Below are 19,265 nucleotides of genomic sequence, written 5' to 3'. Positions count from 1 at the left end.
CCTGGGCTGCTAGCTGTCGAGCCCGATGGCGAACGCCGCCTCGAGGTCGTGCTGGGAGTAGGTGCGGAACGCGACGTGGGTGTCGGTCGCCTCCACGCCCGGGATCTTGCTGATGCTGCCGGGGATGACCTCCGCGAGGTCCTCGTGCTGCTTCACCCGCACCATGGCGATCAGGTCGTAGGTGCCCGTGACGGAGAAGACCTCGCTGACGGAGTCCAGCGCGGCGATCCGCTCCGCGATCTCGGGGATCCGGTCCACGCTGGTCTTGATGAGGACGATCGCGGTGATCACGGCTGGTTCTCTCCCTCGGGGGCCGTTGCTGGGGCGGCCCTCACTCTAGTCGTAGGACGAAAACGGGCCCACGCGTAACAGAAGCCGAGACCGAAGCCCACCAGGTGCGCCAGATACGCCACCCCGGGCCCCTGGTCGGCCTGCCCCGCGGCCACCCACTGCAGCGCCGCCCAGAACGGCAGCACGACCCACGCCGGGAAACGCAGCGGCAGGAAGAACAGGAACGGCAGGAGACTGGTCACCCGGGCCCGGGGGAACAGGTGGAGGAACGCGCCGAGGACCGCCGAGATCGCCCCGGAGGCCCCCACCAGCGAATGCGAGGACCCGGCGTGGGCGGCCGCGTACCCCACCAGGGCCAGATAGCCGCAGCCGACGTAGAAGAGGGTGAACTGCATGCGGCCCATCCGGTCCTCGGTCATCGCCCCGAAGACGTAGAGGAAGAGCATGTTGCCCAGGAGGTGCACCCAGCTGCCGTGGACGAACAGGGCCGTGGCGGGGGTCAGCGCGGCGCGCGCGGAGCCGTCGAAGAGTTCCGCCGGGACCACGCCCCAGCGGCGGAAATAGGCCCGCTGCGCCGCCACCAGCTCGTCGCCGGAGCCGTACGACGGATTGAGGCCCGAGGCCGGGCCGATCGCGAAGATCAGACAGCACAGCGCGATCAGTCCGTACGTCACCGGCGCCGAGGGGCTGCGGAGGGCTCTGCGGACGGTCCCGCTCCAGTTGCCGATCATGAACACAGAGCATGGCGTAACGGGACGCACCCGCACAGATCGCCTCGCCGCCGGATCGGGCGGTGGGACGGATGGGCGGCGAGTACCCGCCAGGCCGTAGGGTTACGAGCCATGCACAGCGGGGAGCCTCCGGCGCGACCCGAGTGGAAGACCGACACTAGAAGGAAGCGGACAGTCACGATGACGGTTCCCCTGCCGACCGCGACCACGCGGTGGCGCTGCACCCTCTGCGGCAACCTCACCCGGTTCGACGTGACGCGCTCGTCGAAGGTCGTCGAGTACGTCCACCTCGACCTTGCCGGAGAACCGAAGGTGGAGGAGCGCGAGGTGGTCAGTGAGACCATCGAGTCGGTGCGGTGCCGCTGGTGCAACGCAGTGGACCAGGTGGAACTCGTGGATCGGCCCGGCGCCGGCTCCTGACAGGAGCCGGCCCCGCACAGGTATTGGGGTGTGACGGATGGTGGAGAGCGCAGGCGGGGGGCCGGGCGACGGCGCCGCTGAGGTGCTCGACCGTCCGCTGCCCGACGGTGTGCGCCGCCGGGTCGTGCAGATCGTCTCCGACGGCTTCGGCGGCCTGACCGTCGGCGAACTTCCCGCACAGTTGCGGCAGTACGCCCGGTTCGCCCCGAACCGCCGGGCGAAGTTCGCGGGCAACGCGATGGCGGCCGCGCTGGAGACCGATCCGCTGTTCCGGCAGCGCATCGCCGAGAAGTTCAGAGAGGCCCAGCCGGAGATCTCCGGCGCTCTCGACTCCGGCTCGCCGACCCCGGCCGCGGACCCGCTCGACGTGGCGGCCGCGGCCTATGTGCTGCGGCCCACCGGCTGGGTGAAGCTGGTGACCGCGGCCGGCGAGGAGGCCCAGCGGGCGGACGCCGAGCGGGCCGACGAGGAGAGCCGGGCCGAACTGGAGCGGCTTCGCGAGGAGCTCGCGCAGGCGCGCGAGCAGACCCGCGCGGACACCGAGCGGCTGCGCGGCGAGCTGGACGCCGCGAAGAAGGAAGCGGAATCGCTTCACCGCAAGCTGCGTTCGGCCCTCAGCGACGTCAAGCGCGGCGAGGCGGCGCTGCGCAAGATGCAGGGCGAGATCGAGGCCGTACGCACCGACGGGCAGGCCCAGGTGTCCGCCGCCGAGAGCGAGACCCGGCGACTGAAGGCGCGCCTCGGGGAGACCGAGGCCGCCCTGGAGGCCACCCGGCGGGCGGCCCGCGAGGGGCGCAGCGTCGAGGACATGCGCGTACGGCTGCTGCTGGACACCGTGCTCGACGCGGCCCAAGGGCTGCGGCGCGAACTGGCGTTGCCCCCGGTGTCCGTGCGGCCTGCGGAGACGGTCGATGCGGTCGAACCGGGACGAATGACCCCGAAGGACATCGCCGCACGCGCCCTGTCGGAGCACGATCCGGCCATTCTCGACCAGTTGCTCGCCCTGCCCCAGGCGCATCTCGTCGTCGACGGCTACAACGTCACCAAGACCGGTTATCCGCAGATGCCGTTGGAGAAGCAGCGGCTGCGGCTGCTCGGGCAGCTCTCGGCGCTCGCCGCGCAGACCGGCGCCGAGGTCACCTGTGTCTTCGACGGGGCCGAACTGGCCGCTCCGGTGCTGCTCGCGCCGCCGCGCGGGGTGCGGGTGCTGTTCTCGAAGCCGGGTGTCACGGCCGACGAGCTGATCCGCCAGCTGGTGCGCGCCGAGCCGCCGGGGCGGCCGGTCATCGTCGCCTCGACCGACCGCGAGGTCGCCGACGGGGTCGCGAAAGCGGGTGCCCGGCCCGTGGCTTCCGCGGTACTTCTGAAGCGGCTGTCCTGAAGGTCGAAGTTGCAGGTTTAATGCCCGAATTGGCGGGATCGTCACGCAACGTAAAGTCAATCACGCATCACTGCACGTGAGTTATATGAAAAAACTGCGTTGCGTAGCGCGATTTTTGTGGCTGGGGATTTGAACTGATCACAGCGAGGTCACTAAGGTCTGGTGCTCGAACCTCCACACGGGTGATCACTCAAAAGAAGGAGCCCGTCTCCGTGGCGTCCCATCGTCGACCGAAGCAGCCGAGTCGCACACGCGTGACCGTGCTGACCACCGCAGCCGCCGCTGCCGTCGCTCTGAGCTCCCAGGCCGCCAACGCGGCCCCGAGCGAGAAGCTCAGCAAGAGTGAGGTCAAGGCCAAGGTCGACAAGCTCTACGAGGAGCAGGAGCAGGCCACCGAGAAGCTGAACGGGGCCGAGGAGAAGCAGGAGAAGCTCCAGAAGGAGATCTCCACCATCCAGGACAACGTCGCCCGCGGCCAGGAGGAGCTCAACGAGCTGCGCGACTCCATGGGCCTGGCGGCCGCCGCCCAGTACCGCACGGGCAGCATCGACTCCTCCCTCCAGCTCTTCCTGTCCTCGAACCCGGACGACTACCTGGACAAGGCGTCCACCGCCGACCAGCTCAGCGCCCAGCAGGTCGAGGCACTGAAGAAGATCCAGGAGAAGCAGCGCGAGCTCGCGCAGGAGCGCTCCGAGGCCTCCGCCAAGCTCAAGGACCTCTCGGCCACCCGCACCGAACTGGCCAAGCAGAAGAAGGTCGTCCAGAGCAAGCTCGCCGCGGCGCAGAAGCTCCTCAACTCCCTGACGGCGGCGGAGCGGGCCGAGCTGGCGGCCGACGAGGCCCGCGCCAGCCGCTCCTCCGCCGAGCGGGTCGACCTCGGGGACACGGGCTCCGCCTCCAGCCGCGCCGCCGCCGCGTTCTCCGCGGCCCAGTCCAAGCTCGGCTCGCCGTACGTCTACGGCGCCTCCGGCCCCTCCTCCTTCGACTGCTCGGGTCTGACCTCCTGGGCCTACGCCCAGGCCGGCGTCTCCATACCGCGGACCTCGCAGTCGCAGGCCAACGCCGGGACGCGCATCTACTCCACCAGCGACCTCAAGGTCGGCGACCTGGTCTTCTTCTTCAACGACCTGCACCACGTCGGCCTCTACGCGGGCAACGGCCAGATCATCCACGCGCCGCGCACCGGCACCGTCGTCCGCTACGAGTCGATGAGCACGATCGGCGGCCCGTTCATGTTCGGCGTCCGCGTCTAGGACCCGTCCCCGTCCGCGTCCAGGACCCGTCCGCGTCCAGGACGCTCCCCGGGGGTCCGTCACCCCCGCGGGTCCGTTCCAAGATCAGGACACGGTGCCGCCCGAACGGGCGAATTGCGACCACCCGAAGTGACCCCACGCCCCGCCGGTGACCTGCGTCAGCGGCGGGGCGTCACTGTGTGTGGCCGCCGAGGTCTTTGGCCACCCCCCTGACACGGGGCTACTGTCTGCCGCGTTTCGTCCGCCAGTGGAAGGAGCGCGGCTTCCCGTGGGGTCCCATCGCCGCCTTGCACCGTCCGGGTTCGACCGGGGCGCCACCAGCGCCCTGGGCGTGCTGTCCGCCGCGGCCGCCGCGCTCGGCGCCCTGACCGCCGTACCGGCTTCGGCCGCGCCGCACGACGACACCCGTGCCGAGGTGGACCGTCTCTACGAGGAGGCCGAGAAGGCCACCGAGGCCTTCAACGAGGCCGGCGAGCGCGCCGGCAGCCTGCGCCGGGAGGTGGGCGACGCGCAGGACCGGATCGCGCGGCAGCAGGGGCACATCAATGACCTGCGCGAGCAGCTCGGTTCGCTGGCCGGCGCCCAGTACCGCTCCGGCGGCCTCGATCCGTCGCTGGCGCTGCTGTTCTCCGACGACCCGGAGGAGTACCTCGACAAGGCGTCCGTCCTCGACCGGATCACCGCGCACCAGGCCGGCGAGCTCAGGGAACTCCAGGAGGCGCTGCGCGAGCTGGCCCAGGAGCGCACCGAGGCCGCCCACAAGCTCGCCGAACTGGAGAAGAGCCGCAAGGCCGTCGCCGGCCACAAGCGGGCCGTCGAGCAGAAGCTGGCCAGGGCGCGGCAGCTCCTCAACGCCCTGCCGTCCGCCGAGCGCGCCGCCTACGACCGGGCGTCCCGCTCCGGCCGCTTCGACATGCCCGGCCTCGGCGCCGCCGTCCCCGCCTCCGGCCGGGCGGCCGCCGCCCTCTCGGCCGCCCGCTCCGCGCTCGGCCGGCCGTACGTCTGGGGCGCCAACGGCCCCTCCGGCTTCGACTGTTCGGGCCTGATGCAGTGGTCGTACGCGCAGGCCGGGGTCTCCCTGCCGCGCACCTCGCAGGCCCAGGCGCACGCCGGCCGCCGCGTCCCGCTCTCCCAGGCGCAGCCCGGCGACATCGTCACCTACCGCTCCGACGCCAGCCATGTCGGCATGTACGCCGGCAACGGCCAGGTCATCCACGCCCCCTACCCGGGCGCGCCGGTGCGCTACGACCCGGTCGGGATGATGCCGGTCTCCTCGGTGACCAGGCCCTGACGGGAGTCCTCGCGTGCGGGCCACCGTACGATCGGGAGGATGGCTGGTCGTGGGCGGGTGCGCGGATCCGGGGTCCCGGGTCTCTGTCTGGTGCTCGTCCTCCTGGCCGGACTCTCCCTCGTCGGCTGCGGCGGGCGGCCGACGACCGGCACCGCGAAGGCCGACGTCCAGCGGGTGCTGGACCGGCGGGCGGCGGCCGTCCTGCACCACGACGCCGGTGCCTACGCGGCCACCGGCACCAGCGAGGGCTACGCCGACGTGCGGGCCCTGCCGCTGGCGGCCTGGTCGTACAGGGTGACCGCCGTGCGCCGGGACGGCGACACGGTGACCGCCGACGCCGAGCTGAGCTACCGCATCCGGGGCTACGACAGGGCCCCGGTGACCGTGGGCCGCACCCTGCGGCTGGCCCGGGACGCCGCCGGGCGGTGGGGGGTGACCTCCGAGGAGCCCGCGAAGAAGGCGGGCGAGCAGCTGTGGGACCAGGGTGTGGTGACCGTCGTGCGCGGTGAGCACAGTCTCGTGCTCGGCGCGGGGCAGCCCGCCGCGCGGCTCCGTGCCTTCGCCGACCTCGCCGACGGCGCGGTCCCGGCGGTGTCGGCGGCCTGGGGCACGGACTGGGCGGGGCATGTCGTCGTCCTCGTACCGAAGTCGCTGGACGGGATGGCGGGGCTGCTCGGTTCGCCCGCCTCCTCCTACCGGGGCATCGCCGCGGTCACCACCGGCGAGACCGGCGGCGGGACGCGCACGCCCGCCGACCGGGTGGTCGTCAACCCGGACGCGTACGCCCTGCTCGGCACGGTCGGCCGGCAGGTCGTCCTCACCCACGAGACCACCCATGTGGCCACCCGCGCCCATACCAACGCCGCCACCCCGCTGTGGCTGTCCGAGGGGTACGCCGACTGGGTCGGCTACCGGGAGACGGGACGCACCCCGCGACAGGTCGCGCCGGAGCTGCAGAACGCCGTGACCGAGGGCCGTGTCCCGGCCGGGCTGCCCACCGACGCCGACTTCGGCTTCTCCGGCGACGCGGCCCGGCTGGCCCGGGCGTACGAGGGCGGCTGGCTGGCCTGCCGGATGATCGCCGACCGGTGGGGCGAGGTGAAGCTGGACGCCTTCTACCGGGCCGTGGGCGCGCACGAGAAGCGGACGGGCGCGGTCGAGGGGGCGCTGAAGAGCGTGCTGGGCACGTCCCTGCCGGAGTTCACCGCGCACTGGCGGACTTATCTGCGGGATCAGCTCGCCTGAGTCAGCCGCTCGACGGCCTCGGCCAGCCATGCGCGCTCGGCCGCCCCCGTCGCCCGCGCCACGCGCAGCATGCCCTCCCGGAACAGGTCCTCGGTCTCCTCCGCCCGTACGGGCCTGCCCGCGTCGTAGAAGAAGCTCGTGGGCGTCTGAAGGAAGTCCAGCCGGCGGCGCAGGACGGCCGCCTGCTCCTGGCGGTCGGGCAGGTGCCGCAGGAACGCCAGGACCGTGTTGAACCTGACCTGGTCGGTGATCTCGACCTGCCGGGGGTGCCGAAGCCGTTCCAGCAGGTCCTCGCGGCCCGGCGCGGTGAGGGTCAGCACCCGGCGCGGGGCCGCGCTCGCCCCGTCCTCGGTGTGCTGGTCGAGCTTGCCGGCGGTGACGAGCCGGGTGATCGCCGGGTAGAGCGCGCCGTCGCTGACGGGCCGCACATGGCCGCTCAGCGCTGTGATGCGCTCCTTCAGCTCGTAGCCGTGCAGCGGCTCTTCGGCGAGGAAGCCGAGGATCGACAGCTCCAGCATGGTGCTCCCTTGCGGTGGGTGACGCGACCATGCTACCTCTTTTCGAGCTACCTCGAATCGAGATAGCCCGATCGGGGGGACTCCGGCATGAACGCTCACCGCAAGCAACTCGTCTCGCTCGCCCACCCCGTCTACTTCTCGCTCCTCGCCTCCGTGGCCGCCGGGATCATCAACACCGTCTGGGTCTCCCGGCTGGGCGGCCCCGCGGTCGCCGCGGTCGCGGTCGCCACCAACACCGAGAACGTGCTGCTCGGCGTCGCCCTGGTCTTCGCCTCGGGGACGACCGTGCTGGTCGCGCATGCCCGGGGTGCCCGGGACCCGGGGGCCGTGCGGGCGGCCGTACGCGGCGGCTGGGCGCTGTGCGCGGTCGTCACCCCGGTCGTCGCGGCCGGCGGGTTCCTGCTGCGCGAGCCGCTGTCCCGGCTCGTCCTCGGCGGCGACGGCGGCCCCGCACTGCCGCTCGCGGTCTCCTACTTCGCGATCTCGATGCCGGGCACGGCCGTCTTCTTCGCGCAGAACCTCGTCGACGGCATGCTCAAGGGCACCGGCGACACCAGGACCCCCCTGCGCCTCGCCCTCCTCGCCAATGGCCTGATCCTGGTCTGCGACCCCTTCCTCATCCACCTCTACGGCGTCCGGGGCGCCGCGGCCTCCACCGTGCTGTGCCGCTGCGTGGCCCTCGGCGCCGGACTGGTCGCGCTGCGCCGCAACGCCCTGCTGCGCTCGGCCGCCGGGGCCGCGCCCGCCGCCTCCACCGGCACCGCGCTGCGGCGGACGCTCGCGACCGGTCTGCCCATGTCCGTCGACTTCACCGTCCGGCAGGCCGGGGCGCTCGGGCTGGTGGCCGTGGTGGCACGGCTCGGGGTGACGGCGGTGGCCGCGTACTCCATCGCCTACAAGGTCATGTACGTGGCGACCATGGCCTTCTACGCCGTGCGCCAGGCCGCCTCCATCCACACCGCGCACACCCGGGGGCGGGGCGGGCAGGAGCGGCGGGCGATCGGTCGGCAGGCCGTGGTCGTGTCCGGGGGCGCCGGCCTCGTCGCGGCCCTCCTTCTCCTCGTCACCGCCCCCTGGATCATGGCCGCCTTCGGCGCCGGGCCCGCCGTGGCGCACGAGGGCGTGCTGTTCCTGCGCTGCGTCGGGCCGTACCTGCCGCTGATGGCCGGTTTCATCGCGCTCGGCGGGGTCTTCGAGGGCAGCGGGGGAGCGCCGGTGCTGCTGCGGGTGACCCTGCTCGGTACGGCGGTCCAGCTGCCGCTCGCGTACGCGCTGTCGGGACTGGGGCTGCCGGGGGTGTGTCTGGCGCTGGCGCTCGCGATGGGCGTGCAGTGCGCGGTGGTGGCGGTCGTGGTGCGGCGGACCTGGCGTCAGGAGGAGGCGGGGGCCGTCTCGTTGGCGCGGGCGGTCTGACCGGGGACGAGCTCCGGGGCGGGCTCGGGGACGGTCGCGCGCCACAGGCGTACGGCGGCGGAGAGCGTGGCGGCCAGCAGCAGGCCGTTGCGCAGGAACAGGAGGGACACGCCGAGGGGGGTGCTGTTGACGACGTCCGCGAAGTGGACCGGGAACTCCAGCACCGTCACGAAGGACGCGGCCAGGACCAGCACGGCCGGGAGGGTCATACGGGTCGCGCGCGAGCACAGGCAGACCGCGGCCAGGCCGACCAGCCACACCAGGTACTGCGGGCTGATCACCCGGCTGGTGACGGTGAACAGCAGCACCGCCGTGAGGGCGGCGTCCGCGAGGGTGTGCGGTGCGAAGCGCTTGGCCACCAGCCGCCACAGCAGCAGCCAGCCGAAGGCCAGCGCGGTCAGGCCCAGGGCCAGGTCGCTCACCAGCGGGACGTACGGGCCGAGGAACTCCACCGAGCCGTAGTTCAGCAGCACCCGCCCCTGCCAGCCGAACTGCCGGGCCACATGGAAGACGAGGGCACCCAGCGACTCCACCTCGGTGCCCCGCTCGCGCTGGAAGGTGAGGAAGGCGAACGCCCCGGGCATCAGCCACGCGAACAGGGCGGACAGGGCGGCGACCGTCGCCGCCGCCGCACCCCACGCCCGGCGGCGCACCGCGGCCGCCAGCAGCAGCACCGGCCAGACCTTCAGCAGTGCGGCGAAGCCCGTCAGCGCGCCCATCACCCGGGGGTGCCGGGCGCCCGCGAGCAGGGCGGCCACGGCGACCGCGGTGACCATCACGTCGTAGCGGGAGTAGACCGTCGGGCCGAGCAGCGGGACGCCCGCCACCCACATCCAGGCGCCGCGCAGCGAGCGGCCGGGGCGCAGGCCCGCGTTCAGGAGCAGTACGAGGACGGCCAGGTCGGCCAGGAAGGCGAGGACGAAGAAGGCCTGCGTGTAGCCGAGGAAGGGGAGCAGACCGGGGGAGAGGATCGCGAGGGCGGCGGCGGGCGGGTACTGCCAGGTGACGTCGGTCCGCGGGAAGCTGCCGGTGCGCAGCACCTCGTACCAGCCCTGGTAGATGGACGACACGTCGGTCGTCACGTCCGGGCCCGGGAAGACGAGGACCTTGCAGACGAAGAGCAGCAGGACGAGCCGGGTCACGCCCCAGGTCGCCAGCAGCCAGGTGAGCGGCCGTCTCGCCTCCGTGATGTCCACCGGATGTCCGTCCTGTCCGTCTCTGTCCGGTCCTGTCCGTCCGTGGAGCCCATGATCCCCCGGCCGGCTGTGAAGCGCGGCCCCACGCGGCTGTGAGTGGCGTTTGGATAGGGTCGGCCTCGATGCACAAGACCCTGATCGTGACGAACGACTTTCCGCCCCGCCCCGGTGGTATCCAGGCGTTCCTGCACAACATGGCGCTCCGGCTGGACCCCGACGGTCTCGTCGTCTACGCCTCCACCTGGAAGCGGAGCCGGGAGGGCGTCGAGGCGACGGCCGCCTTCGACGCCGAACAGCCCTTCACCGTCGTACGGGACTCCACGACGATGCTGCTGCCGACGCCCGGGGCGACCCGGCGGGCCGTCGGGCTGCTGCGGGAGCACGGCTGCACGTCGGTGTGGTTCGGGGCGGCCGCGCCGCTCGGGCTGATGGCGCCCGCGCTGCGGAAGGCCGGCGCCGAGCGGCTCGTCGCGACGACCCACGGGCACGAGGCCGGATGGGCGCAGCTGCCCGCCGCCCGCCGGCTCCTCGGGCGGATCGGGGAGACCACCGACACGATCACCTACCTGGGCGAGTACACGCGCTCGCGGATAGCGACCGCGCTGAGCGCCGAGGCGGCCGGGCGGATGGTGCAGCTGGCGCCGGGCGTCGACGAGAAGACCTTCCACCCCGGCTCGGGCGGCGACGAGGTGCGGGCGCGGCTCGGGCTGACCGACCGGCCGGTGGTCGTGTGCGTCTCGCGGCTGGTGCCGCGCAAGGGCCAGGACACGCTGATCCTCGCCCTGCCCCGGATCCTGGCCGCCGAGCCGGACGCCGTCCTGCTGATCGTCGGGGGCGGGCCGTACGAGAAGGACCTGCGGCGGCTGGCACGGGAGACCGGGGTCGCGGACTCGGTGCGGTTCACGGGAGCGGTGCCCTGGTCGGAGCTGCCCGCGCACTACGGCGCCGGGGACGTCTTCGCGATGCCGTGCCGGACCCGGCGGGGCGGTCTGGACGTCGAGGGGCTCGGGATCGTCTACCTGGAGGCGTCCGCCACCGGGCTGCCCGTGGTCGCCGGGGACTCCGGCGGGGCGCCCGACGCCGTGCTCGACGGGGAGACCGGCTGGGTCGTCCGGGGCGGCTCCCCGGCCGAGGCCGCCGAGCGGATCGTCGTACTGCTCCAGGACGCCGAGCTGCGCCGCCGGATGGGGGAGCGGGGGCGGCAGTGGGTGGAGGAGCGATGGCGCTGGGATCTCCTCGCGGAGCGGCTCAGAACATTGCTCTAGACTTTTCCGTCCGCTCTCTGGGCTAATGACGGCTTTCGGCTGATGCTGCGCATATGACAGTCAAACTGATGCAGCGTCAGCTGACGAGACGTCAGATCCTTGGTATGGCCGCCCTCCAGACGGCGGCCACCCTCGGCTTCACCCGCGTGGGCCTCAAGTCGGCCCAGGCGGACGAGCCCGCAGCGGTCGAGTCCGCGCCCGCGATCGTGGTCGGTTCCGGCTACGGCGCCTCCGTCGCCGCCCTCCGCCTCGGTCAGGCCGGCATCCGCACCCTCGTCCTGGAGATGGGCCGGCTGTGGAACACCGCCGGCGCCGACGGAAAGGTCTTCTGCAACACCGCCAGCCCCGATTCGCGTTCCATGTGGTTCAAGACCCGCACCGAGGCGCCGCTCGCCTCCTTCCTCTGGCTGGACGTCGTCAACAAGGACATCAACCCCTACCCCGGCGTCCTGGACCGGGTGCACTTCGACAACATGTCCGTCTTCGTCGGCCGCGGGGTCGGCGGGGGTTCCCTGGTCAACGGTTCGATGGCGGTCACCCCGCTGCAGTCCTACTTCGCCGAGCAGTTCCCCACGGTGGACGTGACGGAGATGTACACCACATACTTCCCGCGCGCCCGCGCCATGCTCGGCGTCAACACCATCGACCCGGCCTGGTTCGAGTCGACGGAGTGGTACCAGTTCAGCCGGGTCTCGCGGAAGCACGCCACCAACACCGGTCTGAAGACCACCTTCGTGCCCAGCGTCTACGACTTCGGCTACATGCAGCGCGAAGCCGCCGGCACCGCCACCAAATCGGCCCTCGGCCAGGAGGTCATCTACGGCAACAACTACGGCAAGAAGAGCCTCGACAAGACCTATCTGGCATCCGCGCTCGGCACCGGGAACGTCACCATCCACACCATGGAGAAGGTCCGCGGGATCAGCAGGGCGAGCGACGGCACCTGGGTGCTGACCGCCGACCGCATCGACGACACCGGCGCGGTCGTCGAGACCAAGCAGTACGGCTGCACCTACCTGTTCCTCGGCGGCGGCAGCCTAGGCACCAGCGAACTGCTGCTCAGGGCACGGCAGTCGGGCACGCTCCCGGCGCTGGACGCGAGCGTCGGGGCCGGCTGGGGGCCCAACGGGAACGTGATGCTCGGACGGGCCAACCACCTGTGGGACACCGTCGGAGCCAACCAGTCGACCATGCCGGTGATGGGCATCGACGACTGGGCCAACACCGCCAACCCCGTCTTCGCGGAGATCGCCCCGCTGCCGACGGGACTCGAACACTGGGTCAGCCTCTATCTGGCGATCACCAAGAACCCGCAGCGCGCCACGTTCTCGTACGCCAACAACGCCCTGAGCCTCAACTGGAGCGCCGCGCAGAGCTCGGTCTCCTCCGGCATGGCGAAGAAACTGTTCGACCGGATCAACTCGGCGAACTCCACGATCTACCGCTCCGACCTCTTCGGCACCCCCAGCAGGGTCTTCGCCGACGACTTCACGTACCACCCGCTCGGCGGCTGTGTGCTGGGCAAGGCGACCGACAACTACGGCCGGGTGAAGGGGTACTCGAAGCTGTACGTCACCGACGGCTCGCTGGTGCCCGGCAACATCGGGGTGAACCCGTTCGTCACCATCACCGCGCTCGCCGAACGCACCATGGCGCGGGTCCTCGCCGAGGACGCCGCGCCATGACGCTTGTGCGGAAAGGGGGCTACTTGGCGTAGATCGCCTCGATCTCGCCCGCGAAGTCCTTCGCCACGACGTTGCGCTTGAGCTTCAGCGACGGCGTGAGATGGCCCGAGTCCTCCGTGAACTGGGAGGAGAGAATGCGGAACTTCCGCACCGATTCCGCCTTCGACACCGCGGCGTTGCCGTCGTCGACCGCCGACTGGATCGCGGCCAGCAGGTCGGGGTCCTGGCGCAGCGACGCCGCGGTGGAGCCCGCCGGCTTGCCGTGATCGGTGGCCCAACGGCCCAGGAACTCCTCGTCGATGGTGACCAGCGCGCCCACGAACGGCCGCCCGTCGCCCACCACCATGCACTCCGCGACCAGCGCGTGCGCGCGGATCCGGTCCTCGATCACGGCCGGGGCGACGTTCTTGCCGCCCGCGGTGACGATGATCTCCTTCTTGCGGCCGGTGATCCGCAGATAGCCGTCCTCGTCGAGGGTGCCGATGTCACCGGTGTGGAACCAGCCGTCGGCCAGCGCCTCGGCCGTCGCGCCCGGGTTGTTCCAGTACTCCTTGAACAGGTGCTCGCCGTGCAGCAGCACCTCGCCGTCGTCCGCGATCCGCACCACCGAGCCCGGCAGCGGCTGCCCGACCGTGCCGATCTTCTGCCGGTCCCAGGGGTTGAACGCGGTGGCCGCACAGGACTCGGTCAGACCGTAGCCCTCCAGCACCGTGAAGCCGATGCCGCGGAAGAAGTGACCGAGGCGCTCACCCAGCGGAGCGCCGCCGGAGATCGCGTACTCGCCCCGGCCGCCGAGCACCGCGCGCAGCTTGCTGTAGACCAGGCGGTCGAACACCTTGTGCTTGATCTTCAGACCGATCGACGGGCCGGACGGGGTGTCCAGCGCCTTGCTGTACGCGATCGCGGTGTCCGCCGCCTTGTCGAAGATCGCGCCCTTGCCGTCCGCCTGCGCCTTGGCCCGGGCCGAGTTGTAGACCTTCTCGAAGACCCGCGGCACGCCCAGGATCAGCGTCGGCCGGAAGGCGGCCAGCTCGTCGGTGAGGTTCTTGATGTCCGGGACCGTGCCCAGCTTGATCGGCGCCATCATCGGGGCGATCTGCACCAGCCGGCCGAAGACGTGCGCGAGGGGGAGGAAGAGCAGCACGCTGCACTCGCCGGTACGGAAGAGCGGACGCAGCCGCTCGACGACGTTCCCGCACTCGGCGAAGAAGCTGCGGTGGGTGAGCACACAGCCCTTGGGCCGGCCGGTCGTACCGGACGTGTAGACGATGGTCGCCGGGTCGTCGGCCTTGGCGAGCGAGCTGCGCTCCTCCACGGCCTGGTCGGAGACGTCCTGGCCGAGCCGCCCGAGCTCCTCGAGACCCCCCGCCTCGATCTGCCACACGTGCTTCAGCGCCGGCAGCGTGTCCCGCACCGACTCGACGGCGGCGGCGTGGTTGTCCAGCTCGACGACGATCGCGGTCGCGCCCGAGTCGGAGAGGATCCACTGCACCTGCTCCGGCGAGCTGGTCTCGTACACCGGCACGGTGACCGCGCCGGCGCTCCAGATCGCGAAGTCGAGCAGCGTCCACTCGTAGCGGGTGCGCGACATCAGGCCGACCCGGTCGCCCGGCTGGACCCCGGAGGCGATGAGCCCCTTGGCGGCGGCGCGCACCTCGGCCAGGAAGGCCGTGGCGGTCACGTCCTGCCAGGCGCCTCCCACCTTGCGGGCGATGACGGCGACGTCAGGGTGCTGCGCGGCGTTTCTGCGGACGATGTCGGTCAGATTGCCGTCCGCAGGGACCTCGTACAAAGCCGGAAGGCTGAACTCGCGCAAGACTGCTGCTCCTCATAGGGCGCCGGCGCCACGACGTTGTGTGCTGCGACGGTGCGGTCCAAGGCTCGGGCTGGTGCTCAGGGCTTCAATGATTGAAATCCTGAGCACGACTGGACTGCCCGGACGTTACCCGCCGGTATGGCTTCTTTGACAGGGGGTCCCGACGAGATGTTCGCTGCGTCACACAGATTGGTGCTTTCCCGCGCACAGTAGTCCACCCCTTTACTGACTGGCCAGTAACCGCTATTTCCGTCGCCACTGTTCACGTATGCCGCACACGCCTACCCTTGATCGACATGGCATCCACACCCTCCGGTAACCGCAGGACACGCATCCATGTGGTCAGCGACGTGCACGGCAACGCCCGTGACCTGGCCCGGGCCGGAGAAGGCGCGGACGCGTTGATCTGTCTGGGCGACCTCGTCCTCTTCCTCGACTACGCCGACCACTCCCGCGGGATCTTCCCCGACCTGTTCGGCGTGGAGAACGCGGACCTGATCGTCGAGCTGCGCACCGCCCGCCGCTTCGAGGAGGCCCGCGAACTCGGGCGCCGCCTCTGGGGCGGCATCGACGGCGACCGGGCCACGCTGATCGAACAGGCCGTGCGCAAGCAGTACGCCGAGTTGTTCCCGGCGTTCCCGACACCGACCTACGCCACGTACGGAAACGTGGACATCCCCCAGCTGTGGCCCGAGTACGCCGGGCCGGGCACGACCGTCCTGGACGGCGAGCGGGTGGAGATCGGCGGCCGCGTCTTCGGCTTCGTCGGCGGCGGCCTGCGCACGCCGATGCGCACGCCGTACGAGATCAGCGACGAGGAGTACGCCGCGAAGATCGAGGCCGTCGGCGAGGTCGACGTGCTGTGCACCCACATCCCGCCCGAGGTGCCCGAGCTCGTCTACGACACCGTCGCGCGCCGCTTCGAACGGGGCAGCCGCGCCCTGCTGGACGCCATCCACCGGACCCGCCCGCGCTATTCCCTCTTCGGACACGTCCACCAGCCGCTGGCCCCGCGGATGCGGATCGGCGCGACCGAGTGCGTGAACGTCGGGCACTTCGCGGGGAGCGGGAAGCCGTGGGCGCTGGAGTGGTGAGCTCGCCGCGCGGTGGGGGTGAACTCGGCCGGTCGGCCGCACGGTAGCCTTCACGCTGCACACACGTACCTTTACGGGCCCGCATCCGGAGGAGTCACGGCGATGGCGGAACACACCAGTTCGAGCATCACGATCGAGGCGGCACCGGCCGACGTCATGGCCGTGATCGCGGACTTCGCCCGCTACCCGGACTGGACCGGCGAGGTGAAGCAGGCCGAGGTCCTCAAGGAGGACGAGCACGGCCGCGCCGAGCAGGTCCGCCTCGTCATGGACGCGGGCGCGATCAAGGACGACCAGGTCCTCGGCTACACCTGGACCGGCGAGCACGAGGTGTCCTGGACGCTGGTCAAGTCCCAGATGCTGCGGCAGCTGGACGGCTCCTACATCCTGAAGCCGGCCGGCGCGGGCGCCACCGAGGTCACCTACCAGCTGACCGTCGACGTCAAGATCCCCATGCTCGGCATGATCAAGCGCAAGGCGGAGAAGGTCATCATCGACCGGGCACTGGCTGGTTTGAAGAAGCGCGTGGAGTCCGGAGCGTAGTAGTAAGCGCTGTGGGCAGTCGTTCCGCTGGGGGTCCCCCCAGGCCCTTAAGGCACTGGGGGAGGAACGGGTGGGCACAGCCTTCAGCGCCGGGCCACGGCTCGACACGCCTGCACCCCTGCCAACGGTACGGTTCACCCTCATGCGCACGATCCTGATCACCGGCCCCGGCGGCAGCGGCCGTACGACAGTCGCGGCCGCCACCGCACTCCAGGCAGCCGCCGGAGGCACCCGCACCCTCGTCCTCAGTGCCGACCGCACCGACACCCTCGGTGCGGCGCTGGGGGTGCGGACCGGGGCGAAGCCGGTGCAGGCCGCGCCGCACCTCACCGCCTGGCGCCCCGACGCCGGCGCCGGCTTCCGCGACGACCTCGCCGGCTTCCAGGAGCGCGCCTCCACCGTCCTCGACCTGCTCGGTGCCGCCCGCCTCGACCCCGAGGAGGTCACCCCGCTGCCTGGCGCAGAGGAGCTGACCCTGCTGCGCGCGCTGCGGGACGCCACCCTCGCCGAGGCGCACGACCTGCTCGTGGTCGACCTGCCGCCCACCGCCGAGGCCCTCGCCCTGCTCGCCCTCCCCGAGGAGCTGCGCCGCTATCTGCGCCGCCTGCTCCCGCCGGAACGCCAGGCCGCCCGCGCCCTGCGCCCCGTCCTCGGCCGCCTCGCCGGGGTGCCGATGCCCGCCGAGTGGCTGTACGAGACGACCGCCCGCTGGGACGTGGAGCTGGCCGCCGTGGAGGCGGTCCTCGCCGACCGCGACACCGTCGTACGGCTCGTCGCCGAACCGGGCCCGGCCGGCGCGGACGCCGTCCGGGACGCCCGCCTCGGCCTCGCCCTGCGCGCACTGCCCGTCGAGACGCTCGTCGCCAACCGCGTCCTGCCGGAGGCGGCCGCCGACGACGGGTGGCTCGGCCGGCTGGTCACCCAGCAGCGCAAGGCCCTCGGGGAATGGGGAGAGACGGCGCGGGCCGTCGCTCACCTCGGTCACGACCCCCGGGGCGCCGACGACCTCGCGGCGCTCGCCGTGCCCCGGGTCAACACGGCGACCTCCCCGGTCGAGTGGCCCGTCACCGACCGGCTCGCCGAGGACGGCGTCCTCGTCTGGCACCTCCCGCTGCCCGGCGCCATACGCGACGAGCTGGACCTCATCCGGCGCGGCGACGAACTCGTCCTCGCCGCCGGACCCTTCCGTCGTATCGTCCCGCTGCCCTCGGCCCTGCGCCGCTGCACCGTCGACGGCGCCGCCCTGCGCGACGGTGAGCTGCGCATCCGGTTCGCGCCGGATCCCGGTCTGTGGCCGCAGGGACGGTGAACGACATACCCCCGTTCGGGTAACGTCGTGAGAGACGAACCGTAATCAGACGTCGTCCCTCAGGAGCTTCCAGGAGCCTCAGCCGGCTCACCGGAGTTCTCAGGAGCCATCAGGAGTCCGTCATGAGCGAAGAGAGCCCCACGCCCGACGCCGCCCGGGACGAGGCCGTCGCCGAGGAGCCCCGCGCGACCGACGCCGACGCCTGGGCCACCGCCTGCGCCGAGGACCTGGCCCGGGAGAAGGCCCGCCGGCGTACCGAGCAGGGGCGGCCGGAGGGCACGGCCGCCGAGGAACTGCGCAAGCTCGTCGACGCCGTCGCCGACAAGCTCTCCGGCATCCAGTCCCCGCTGCTCGGCGCGGTCGCGGGCGGTGCCGCCCAGCAGGTGGTGCGGCAGGTCGTCCAGCAGGCCAAGGCCGCCGTCGAGCCGGTCATCGAACGCAACCCCGACGTCTTCGACCACCTCGCGGCGGCCGGCGGCGAACTGCTCGCCGCCTACCGCTCCGCGGTCCAGCACCAGGAACAGCGCTGGACGAGCCGTGGACACGATCTGAAGGACGACCCCCGCGACGACGACTCCGGCGACGGGGGCGAGGGCACCGGTCCGGGGCAGCGCATCGACCTCGACTGACCGAGGGCCTTCAGGGCGTCGCCGGCCCTGTCCGCCGGGCGGACGACGGGAATCCGACGGCAGTGGCTCGGGTACCGTTGGCCGTAGCGGGGCTCGACCGAAACTGAGGGATTCATGGGACTCACCATCGGCGTCGACATCGGCGGCACGAAGATCGCGGCCGGCGTGGTCGACGAGGAAGGCAACATCCTCTCGACCTTCAAGGTGCCGACCCCCACCACGCCTGAGGCCATCGTGGACTCCATCGCCTCGGCAGTGGAGGGCGCCCGCGCGGGCCACGAGATCGTCGGCGTGGGCATCGGTGCGGCCGGTTACGTCAACCGGCAGCGCTCCACCGTCTACTTCGCCCCCAACATCGACTGGCGCCAGGAACCGCTGAAGGACAAGGTCGAGGCCCGCGTGGGCCTCCCGGTCGTCGTCGAGAACGACGCCAACGCCGCCGCGTGGGGCGAGTACAAGTTCGGCGCGGGCAAGGGCCACCGCAACGTCATCTGCATCACGCTGGGCACCGGCCTCGGCGGCGGCATCATCATCGGCAACAAGCTGCGCCGCGGCCACTTCGGCGTCGCCGCGGAGTTCGGCCACATCCGGATGGTCCCGGACGGCCTGCTGTGCGGCTGCGGCTCGCAGGGCTGCTGGGAGCAGTACGCGTCGGGGCGGGCGCTGGTGAGATACGCCAAGCAGCGCGCCAACGCCACCCCGGAGAACGCGGAGATCCTCCTCGGCCTGGGCGACGGCACACCCGACGGCATCGAGGGCAAGCACATCTCCATGGCCGCCCGCCAGGGCGACCCGGTCGCCGTCGACTCCTACCGCGAGCTGGCCCGCTGGGCCGGCGCCGGCCTCGCCGACCTCGCCTCCCTCTTCGACCCCTCCGCCTTCATCGTCGGCGGCGGCCTCTCCGACGAGGGCGAACTGGTCCTCGACCCGATCCGCAAGTCCTACAAGCGCTGGCTGGTCGGCGGCAACTGGCGCCCGGTCGCCGACGTGATCGCGGCCCAGCTGGGCAACAAGGCGGGCCTGGTGGGAGCGGCGGACCTGGCGAGAGAGCCCGACCCGATCATGTAGGGGTCACTTTTTTCGGGGACGCCGACTGCACCCACCCAAGGGGCGCGGGGCTGTATAAACATGCGGCTCCGCCGCGCGGGCGCGACAAGCCACGACGAACCGGCAGTCGCGCACAAT

18 protein-coding genes are annotated in these 19,265 nt (G+C 71.8%); 13 read left to right on the top strand and 5 right to left on the bottom strand.

Features of this window, described 5'->3' with window-relative positions:
* Positions 1-9: 9 nt before the first annotated feature.
* Together ACIRF9_RS06570 and ACIRF9_RS06565 are read right to left on the bottom strand one after the other, a co-directional pair.
* Positions 10-291: an Lrp/AsnC family transcriptional regulator gene (locus tag ACIRF9_RS06570; RefSeq protein ID WP_089101146.1), complete on the bottom strand. Its 282-nt coding sequence runs from the start codon at positions 289-291 to the stop codon at positions 10-12.
* Entirely contained in the window at positions 288-1,022 is a 735-nt protein-coding gene (locus ACIRF9_RS06565; RefSeq protein WP_403817279.1) for a rhomboid family intramembrane serine protease, read from the bottom strand. Before ACIRF9_RS06565 ends, ACIRF9_RS06570 begins: the two co-directional genes overlap by 4 nt.
* A gap of 180 nt (positions 1,023-1,202) precedes the next feature.
* On the opposite strand from ACIRF9_RS06565, the gene ACIRF9_RS06560 reads away from it, so the two are divergent.
* From ACIRF9_RS06560 to ACIRF9_RS06540, 5 genes are all read left to right on the top strand, one after another.
* The gene (locus tag ACIRF9_RS06560) at positions 1,203-1,442 is read left to right on the top strand and encodes a hypothetical protein (protein WP_055541554.1); all 240 of its coding nucleotides are present in this window, start codon (positions 1,203-1,205) and stop codon (positions 1,440-1,442) included.
* A gap of 37 nt (positions 1,443-1,479) precedes the next feature.
* Positions 1,480-2,823 carry an NYN domain-containing protein gene (locus ACIRF9_RS06555; RefSeq protein ID WP_403817276.1) on the top strand — a complete coding sequence of 448 codons (1,344 nt, stop codon included), beginning with the start codon at positions 1,480-1,482 and terminating at the stop codon, positions 2,821-2,823.
* Positions 2,824-3,035: 212 nt separating this feature from the next.
* Positions 3,036-4,076 carry an NlpC/P60 family protein gene (locus ACIRF9_RS06550; RefSeq protein ID WP_403817273.1) on the top strand — a complete coding sequence of 347 codons (1,041 nt, stop codon included), beginning with the start codon at positions 3,036-3,038 and terminating at the stop codon, positions 4,074-4,076.
* A 268-nt stretch (positions 4,077-4,344) separates the two neighbouring features.
* Positions 4,345-5,367 (top strand): NlpC/P60 family protein, encoded by a 1,023-nt coding sequence (locus ACIRF9_RS06545; protein ID WP_403817271.1) that lies wholly within the window; start codon positions 4,345-4,347, stop codon positions 5,365-5,367.
* 39 nt (positions 5,368-5,406) lie between these two features.
* Complete coding sequence (locus tag ACIRF9_RS06540) at positions 5,407-6,612, top strand: hypothetical protein (protein WP_403817268.1); 1,206 nt, start codon at positions 5,407-5,409, stop codon at positions 6,610-6,612.
* Here ACIRF9_RS06540 and ACIRF9_RS06535 read toward each other — a convergent pair.
* Positions 6,600-7,130, bottom strand: coding sequence for a PadR family transcriptional regulator (locus ACIRF9_RS06535; protein WP_403817265.1), 531 nt, complete (start codon positions 7,128-7,130; stop codon positions 6,600-6,602). The genes ACIRF9_RS06540 and ACIRF9_RS06535 overlap by 13 nt on opposite strands.
* Positions 7,131-7,217: 87 nt before the next feature.
* Between ACIRF9_RS06535 and ACIRF9_RS06530 the strand changes: the two genes are divergently transcribed.
* Positions 7,218-8,543, top strand: a complete 1,326-nt coding sequence (locus tag ACIRF9_RS06530) for an MATE family efflux transporter (RefSeq protein ID WP_403817262.1) — start codon at positions 7,218-7,220, stop codon at positions 8,541-8,543.
* Here ACIRF9_RS06530 and ACIRF9_RS06525 read toward each other — a convergent pair.
* A complete protein-coding gene (locus ACIRF9_RS06525; RefSeq protein WP_403817259.1) occupies positions 8,501-9,739 on the bottom strand; it encodes a glycosyltransferase 87 family protein in 1,239 nt (412 codons plus the stop codon). The genes ACIRF9_RS06530 and ACIRF9_RS06525 overlap by 43 nt on opposite strands.
* Before the next feature lie 122 nt (positions 9,740-9,861).
* Here ACIRF9_RS06525 and ACIRF9_RS06520 point away from each other — a divergent pair, with 122 nt between their 5' ends.
* Positions 9,862-11,004, top strand: coding sequence for a glycosyltransferase family 4 protein (locus ACIRF9_RS06520; RefSeq protein WP_403817256.1), 1,143 nt, complete (start codon positions 9,862-9,864; stop codon positions 11,002-11,004).
* A 104-nt stretch (positions 11,005-11,108) separates the two neighbouring features.
* Entirely contained in the window at positions 11,109-12,689 is a 1,581-nt protein-coding gene (locus ACIRF9_RS06515) for a GMC oxidoreductase (protein ID WP_403817957.1), read from the top strand.
* 19 nt (positions 12,690-12,708) lie between these two features.
* Here ACIRF9_RS06515 and ACIRF9_RS06510 read toward each other — a convergent pair whose 3' ends face one another.
* Positions 12,709-14,505 carry an AMP-dependent synthetase/ligase gene (locus ACIRF9_RS06510; RefSeq protein ID WP_403817253.1) on the bottom strand — a complete coding sequence of 599 codons (1,797 nt, stop codon included), beginning with the start codon at positions 14,503-14,505 and terminating at the stop codon, positions 12,709-12,711.
* Positions 14,506-14,843: 338 nt separating this feature from the next.
* Between ACIRF9_RS06510 and ACIRF9_RS06505 the strand changes: the two genes are divergently transcribed.
* From ACIRF9_RS06505 to ACIRF9_RS06485, 5 genes are all read left to right on the top strand, one after another.
* On the top strand, positions 14,844-15,599 hold the full coding sequence (locus ACIRF9_RS06505) for a metallophosphoesterase (RefSeq protein ID WP_403817954.1): 756 nt from the start codon (positions 14,844-14,846) through the stop codon (positions 15,597-15,599).
* A 102-nt stretch (positions 15,600-15,701) separates the two neighbouring features.
* Positions 15,702-16,142, top strand: a complete 441-nt coding sequence (locus tag ACIRF9_RS06500) for an SRPBCC family protein (protein WP_403817250.1) — start codon at positions 15,702-15,704, stop codon at positions 16,140-16,142.
* A gap of 142 nt (positions 16,143-16,284) precedes the next feature.
* Positions 16,285-17,451, top strand: a complete 1,167-nt coding sequence (locus ACIRF9_RS06495; RefSeq protein WP_403817247.1) for an ArsA family ATPase — start codon at positions 16,285-16,287, stop codon at positions 17,449-17,451.
* Positions 17,452-17,573: 122 nt separating this feature from the next.
* Positions 17,574-18,080 (top strand): DUF5304 family protein, encoded by a 507-nt coding sequence (locus ACIRF9_RS06490; protein ID WP_403817244.1) that lies wholly within the window; start codon positions 17,574-17,576, stop codon positions 18,078-18,080.
* A gap of 114 nt (positions 18,081-18,194) precedes the next feature.
* A complete protein-coding gene (locus ACIRF9_RS06485; RefSeq protein WP_403817241.1) occupies positions 18,195-19,148 on the top strand; it encodes an ROK family glucokinase in 954 nt (317 codons plus the stop codon).
* Positions 19,149-19,265: the final 117 nt, after the last annotated feature.

This window comes from Streptomyces sp. NPDC096132, assembly GCF_044763345.1.
Taxonomy (GTDB): domain Bacteria; phylum Actinomycetota; class Actinomycetes; order Streptomycetales; family Streptomycetaceae; genus Streptomyces.
This window is presented reverse-complemented; position numbering and strand designations above follow the sequence as displayed.

What these genes read in the sequence shown, in the direction of transcription:
- ACIRF9_RS06565 (WP_403817279.1), bottom strand. Translation starts at nt 1,022, where the DNA reads ATGATCGGCAACTGGAGCGGGACCGTCCGCAGAGCCCTCCGCAGCCCC.
- ACIRF9_RS06560 (WP_055541554.1), top strand. Translation starts at nt 1,203, where the DNA reads ATGACGGTTCCCCTGCCGACCGCGACCACGCGGTGGCGCTGCACCCTC.
- ACIRF9_RS06555 (WP_403817276.1), top strand. Translation starts at nt 1,480, where the DNA reads ATGGTGGAGAGCGCAGGCGGGGGGCCGGGCGACGGCGCCGCTGAGGTG.
- ACIRF9_RS06540 (WP_403817268.1), top strand. Translation starts at nt 5,407, where the DNA reads ATGGCTGGTCGTGGGCGGGTGCGCGGATCCGGGGTCCCGGGTCTCTGT.
- ACIRF9_RS06535 (WP_403817265.1), bottom strand. Translation starts at nt 7,130, where the DNA reads ATGCTGGAGCTGTCGATCCTCGGCTTCCTCGCCGAAGAGCCGCTGCAC.
- ACIRF9_RS06530 (WP_403817262.1), top strand. Translation starts at nt 7,218, where the DNA reads ATGAACGCTCACCGCAAGCAACTCGTCTCGCTCGCCCACCCCGTCTAC.
- ACIRF9_RS06520 (WP_403817256.1), top strand. Translation starts at nt 9,862, where the DNA reads ATGCACAAGACCCTGATCGTGACGAACGACTTTCCGCCCCGCCCCGGT.
- ACIRF9_RS06515 (WP_403817957.1), top strand. Translation starts at nt 11,109, where the DNA reads ATGGCCGCCCTCCAGACGGCGGCCACCCTCGGCTTCACCCGCGTGGGC.
- ACIRF9_RS06500 (WP_403817250.1), top strand. Translation starts at nt 15,702, where the DNA reads ATGGCGGAACACACCAGTTCGAGCATCACGATCGAGGCGGCACCGGCC.
- ACIRF9_RS06495 (WP_403817247.1), top strand. Translation starts at nt 16,285, where the DNA reads ATGCGCACGATCCTGATCACCGGCCCCGGCGGCAGCGGCCGTACGACA.
- ACIRF9_RS06490 (WP_403817244.1), top strand. Translation starts at nt 17,574, where the DNA reads ATGAGCGAAGAGAGCCCCACGCCCGACGCCGCCCGGGACGAGGCCGTC.
- ACIRF9_RS06485 (WP_403817241.1), top strand. Translation starts at nt 18,195, where the DNA reads ATGGGACTCACCATCGGCGTCGACATCGGCGGCACGAAGATCGCGGCC.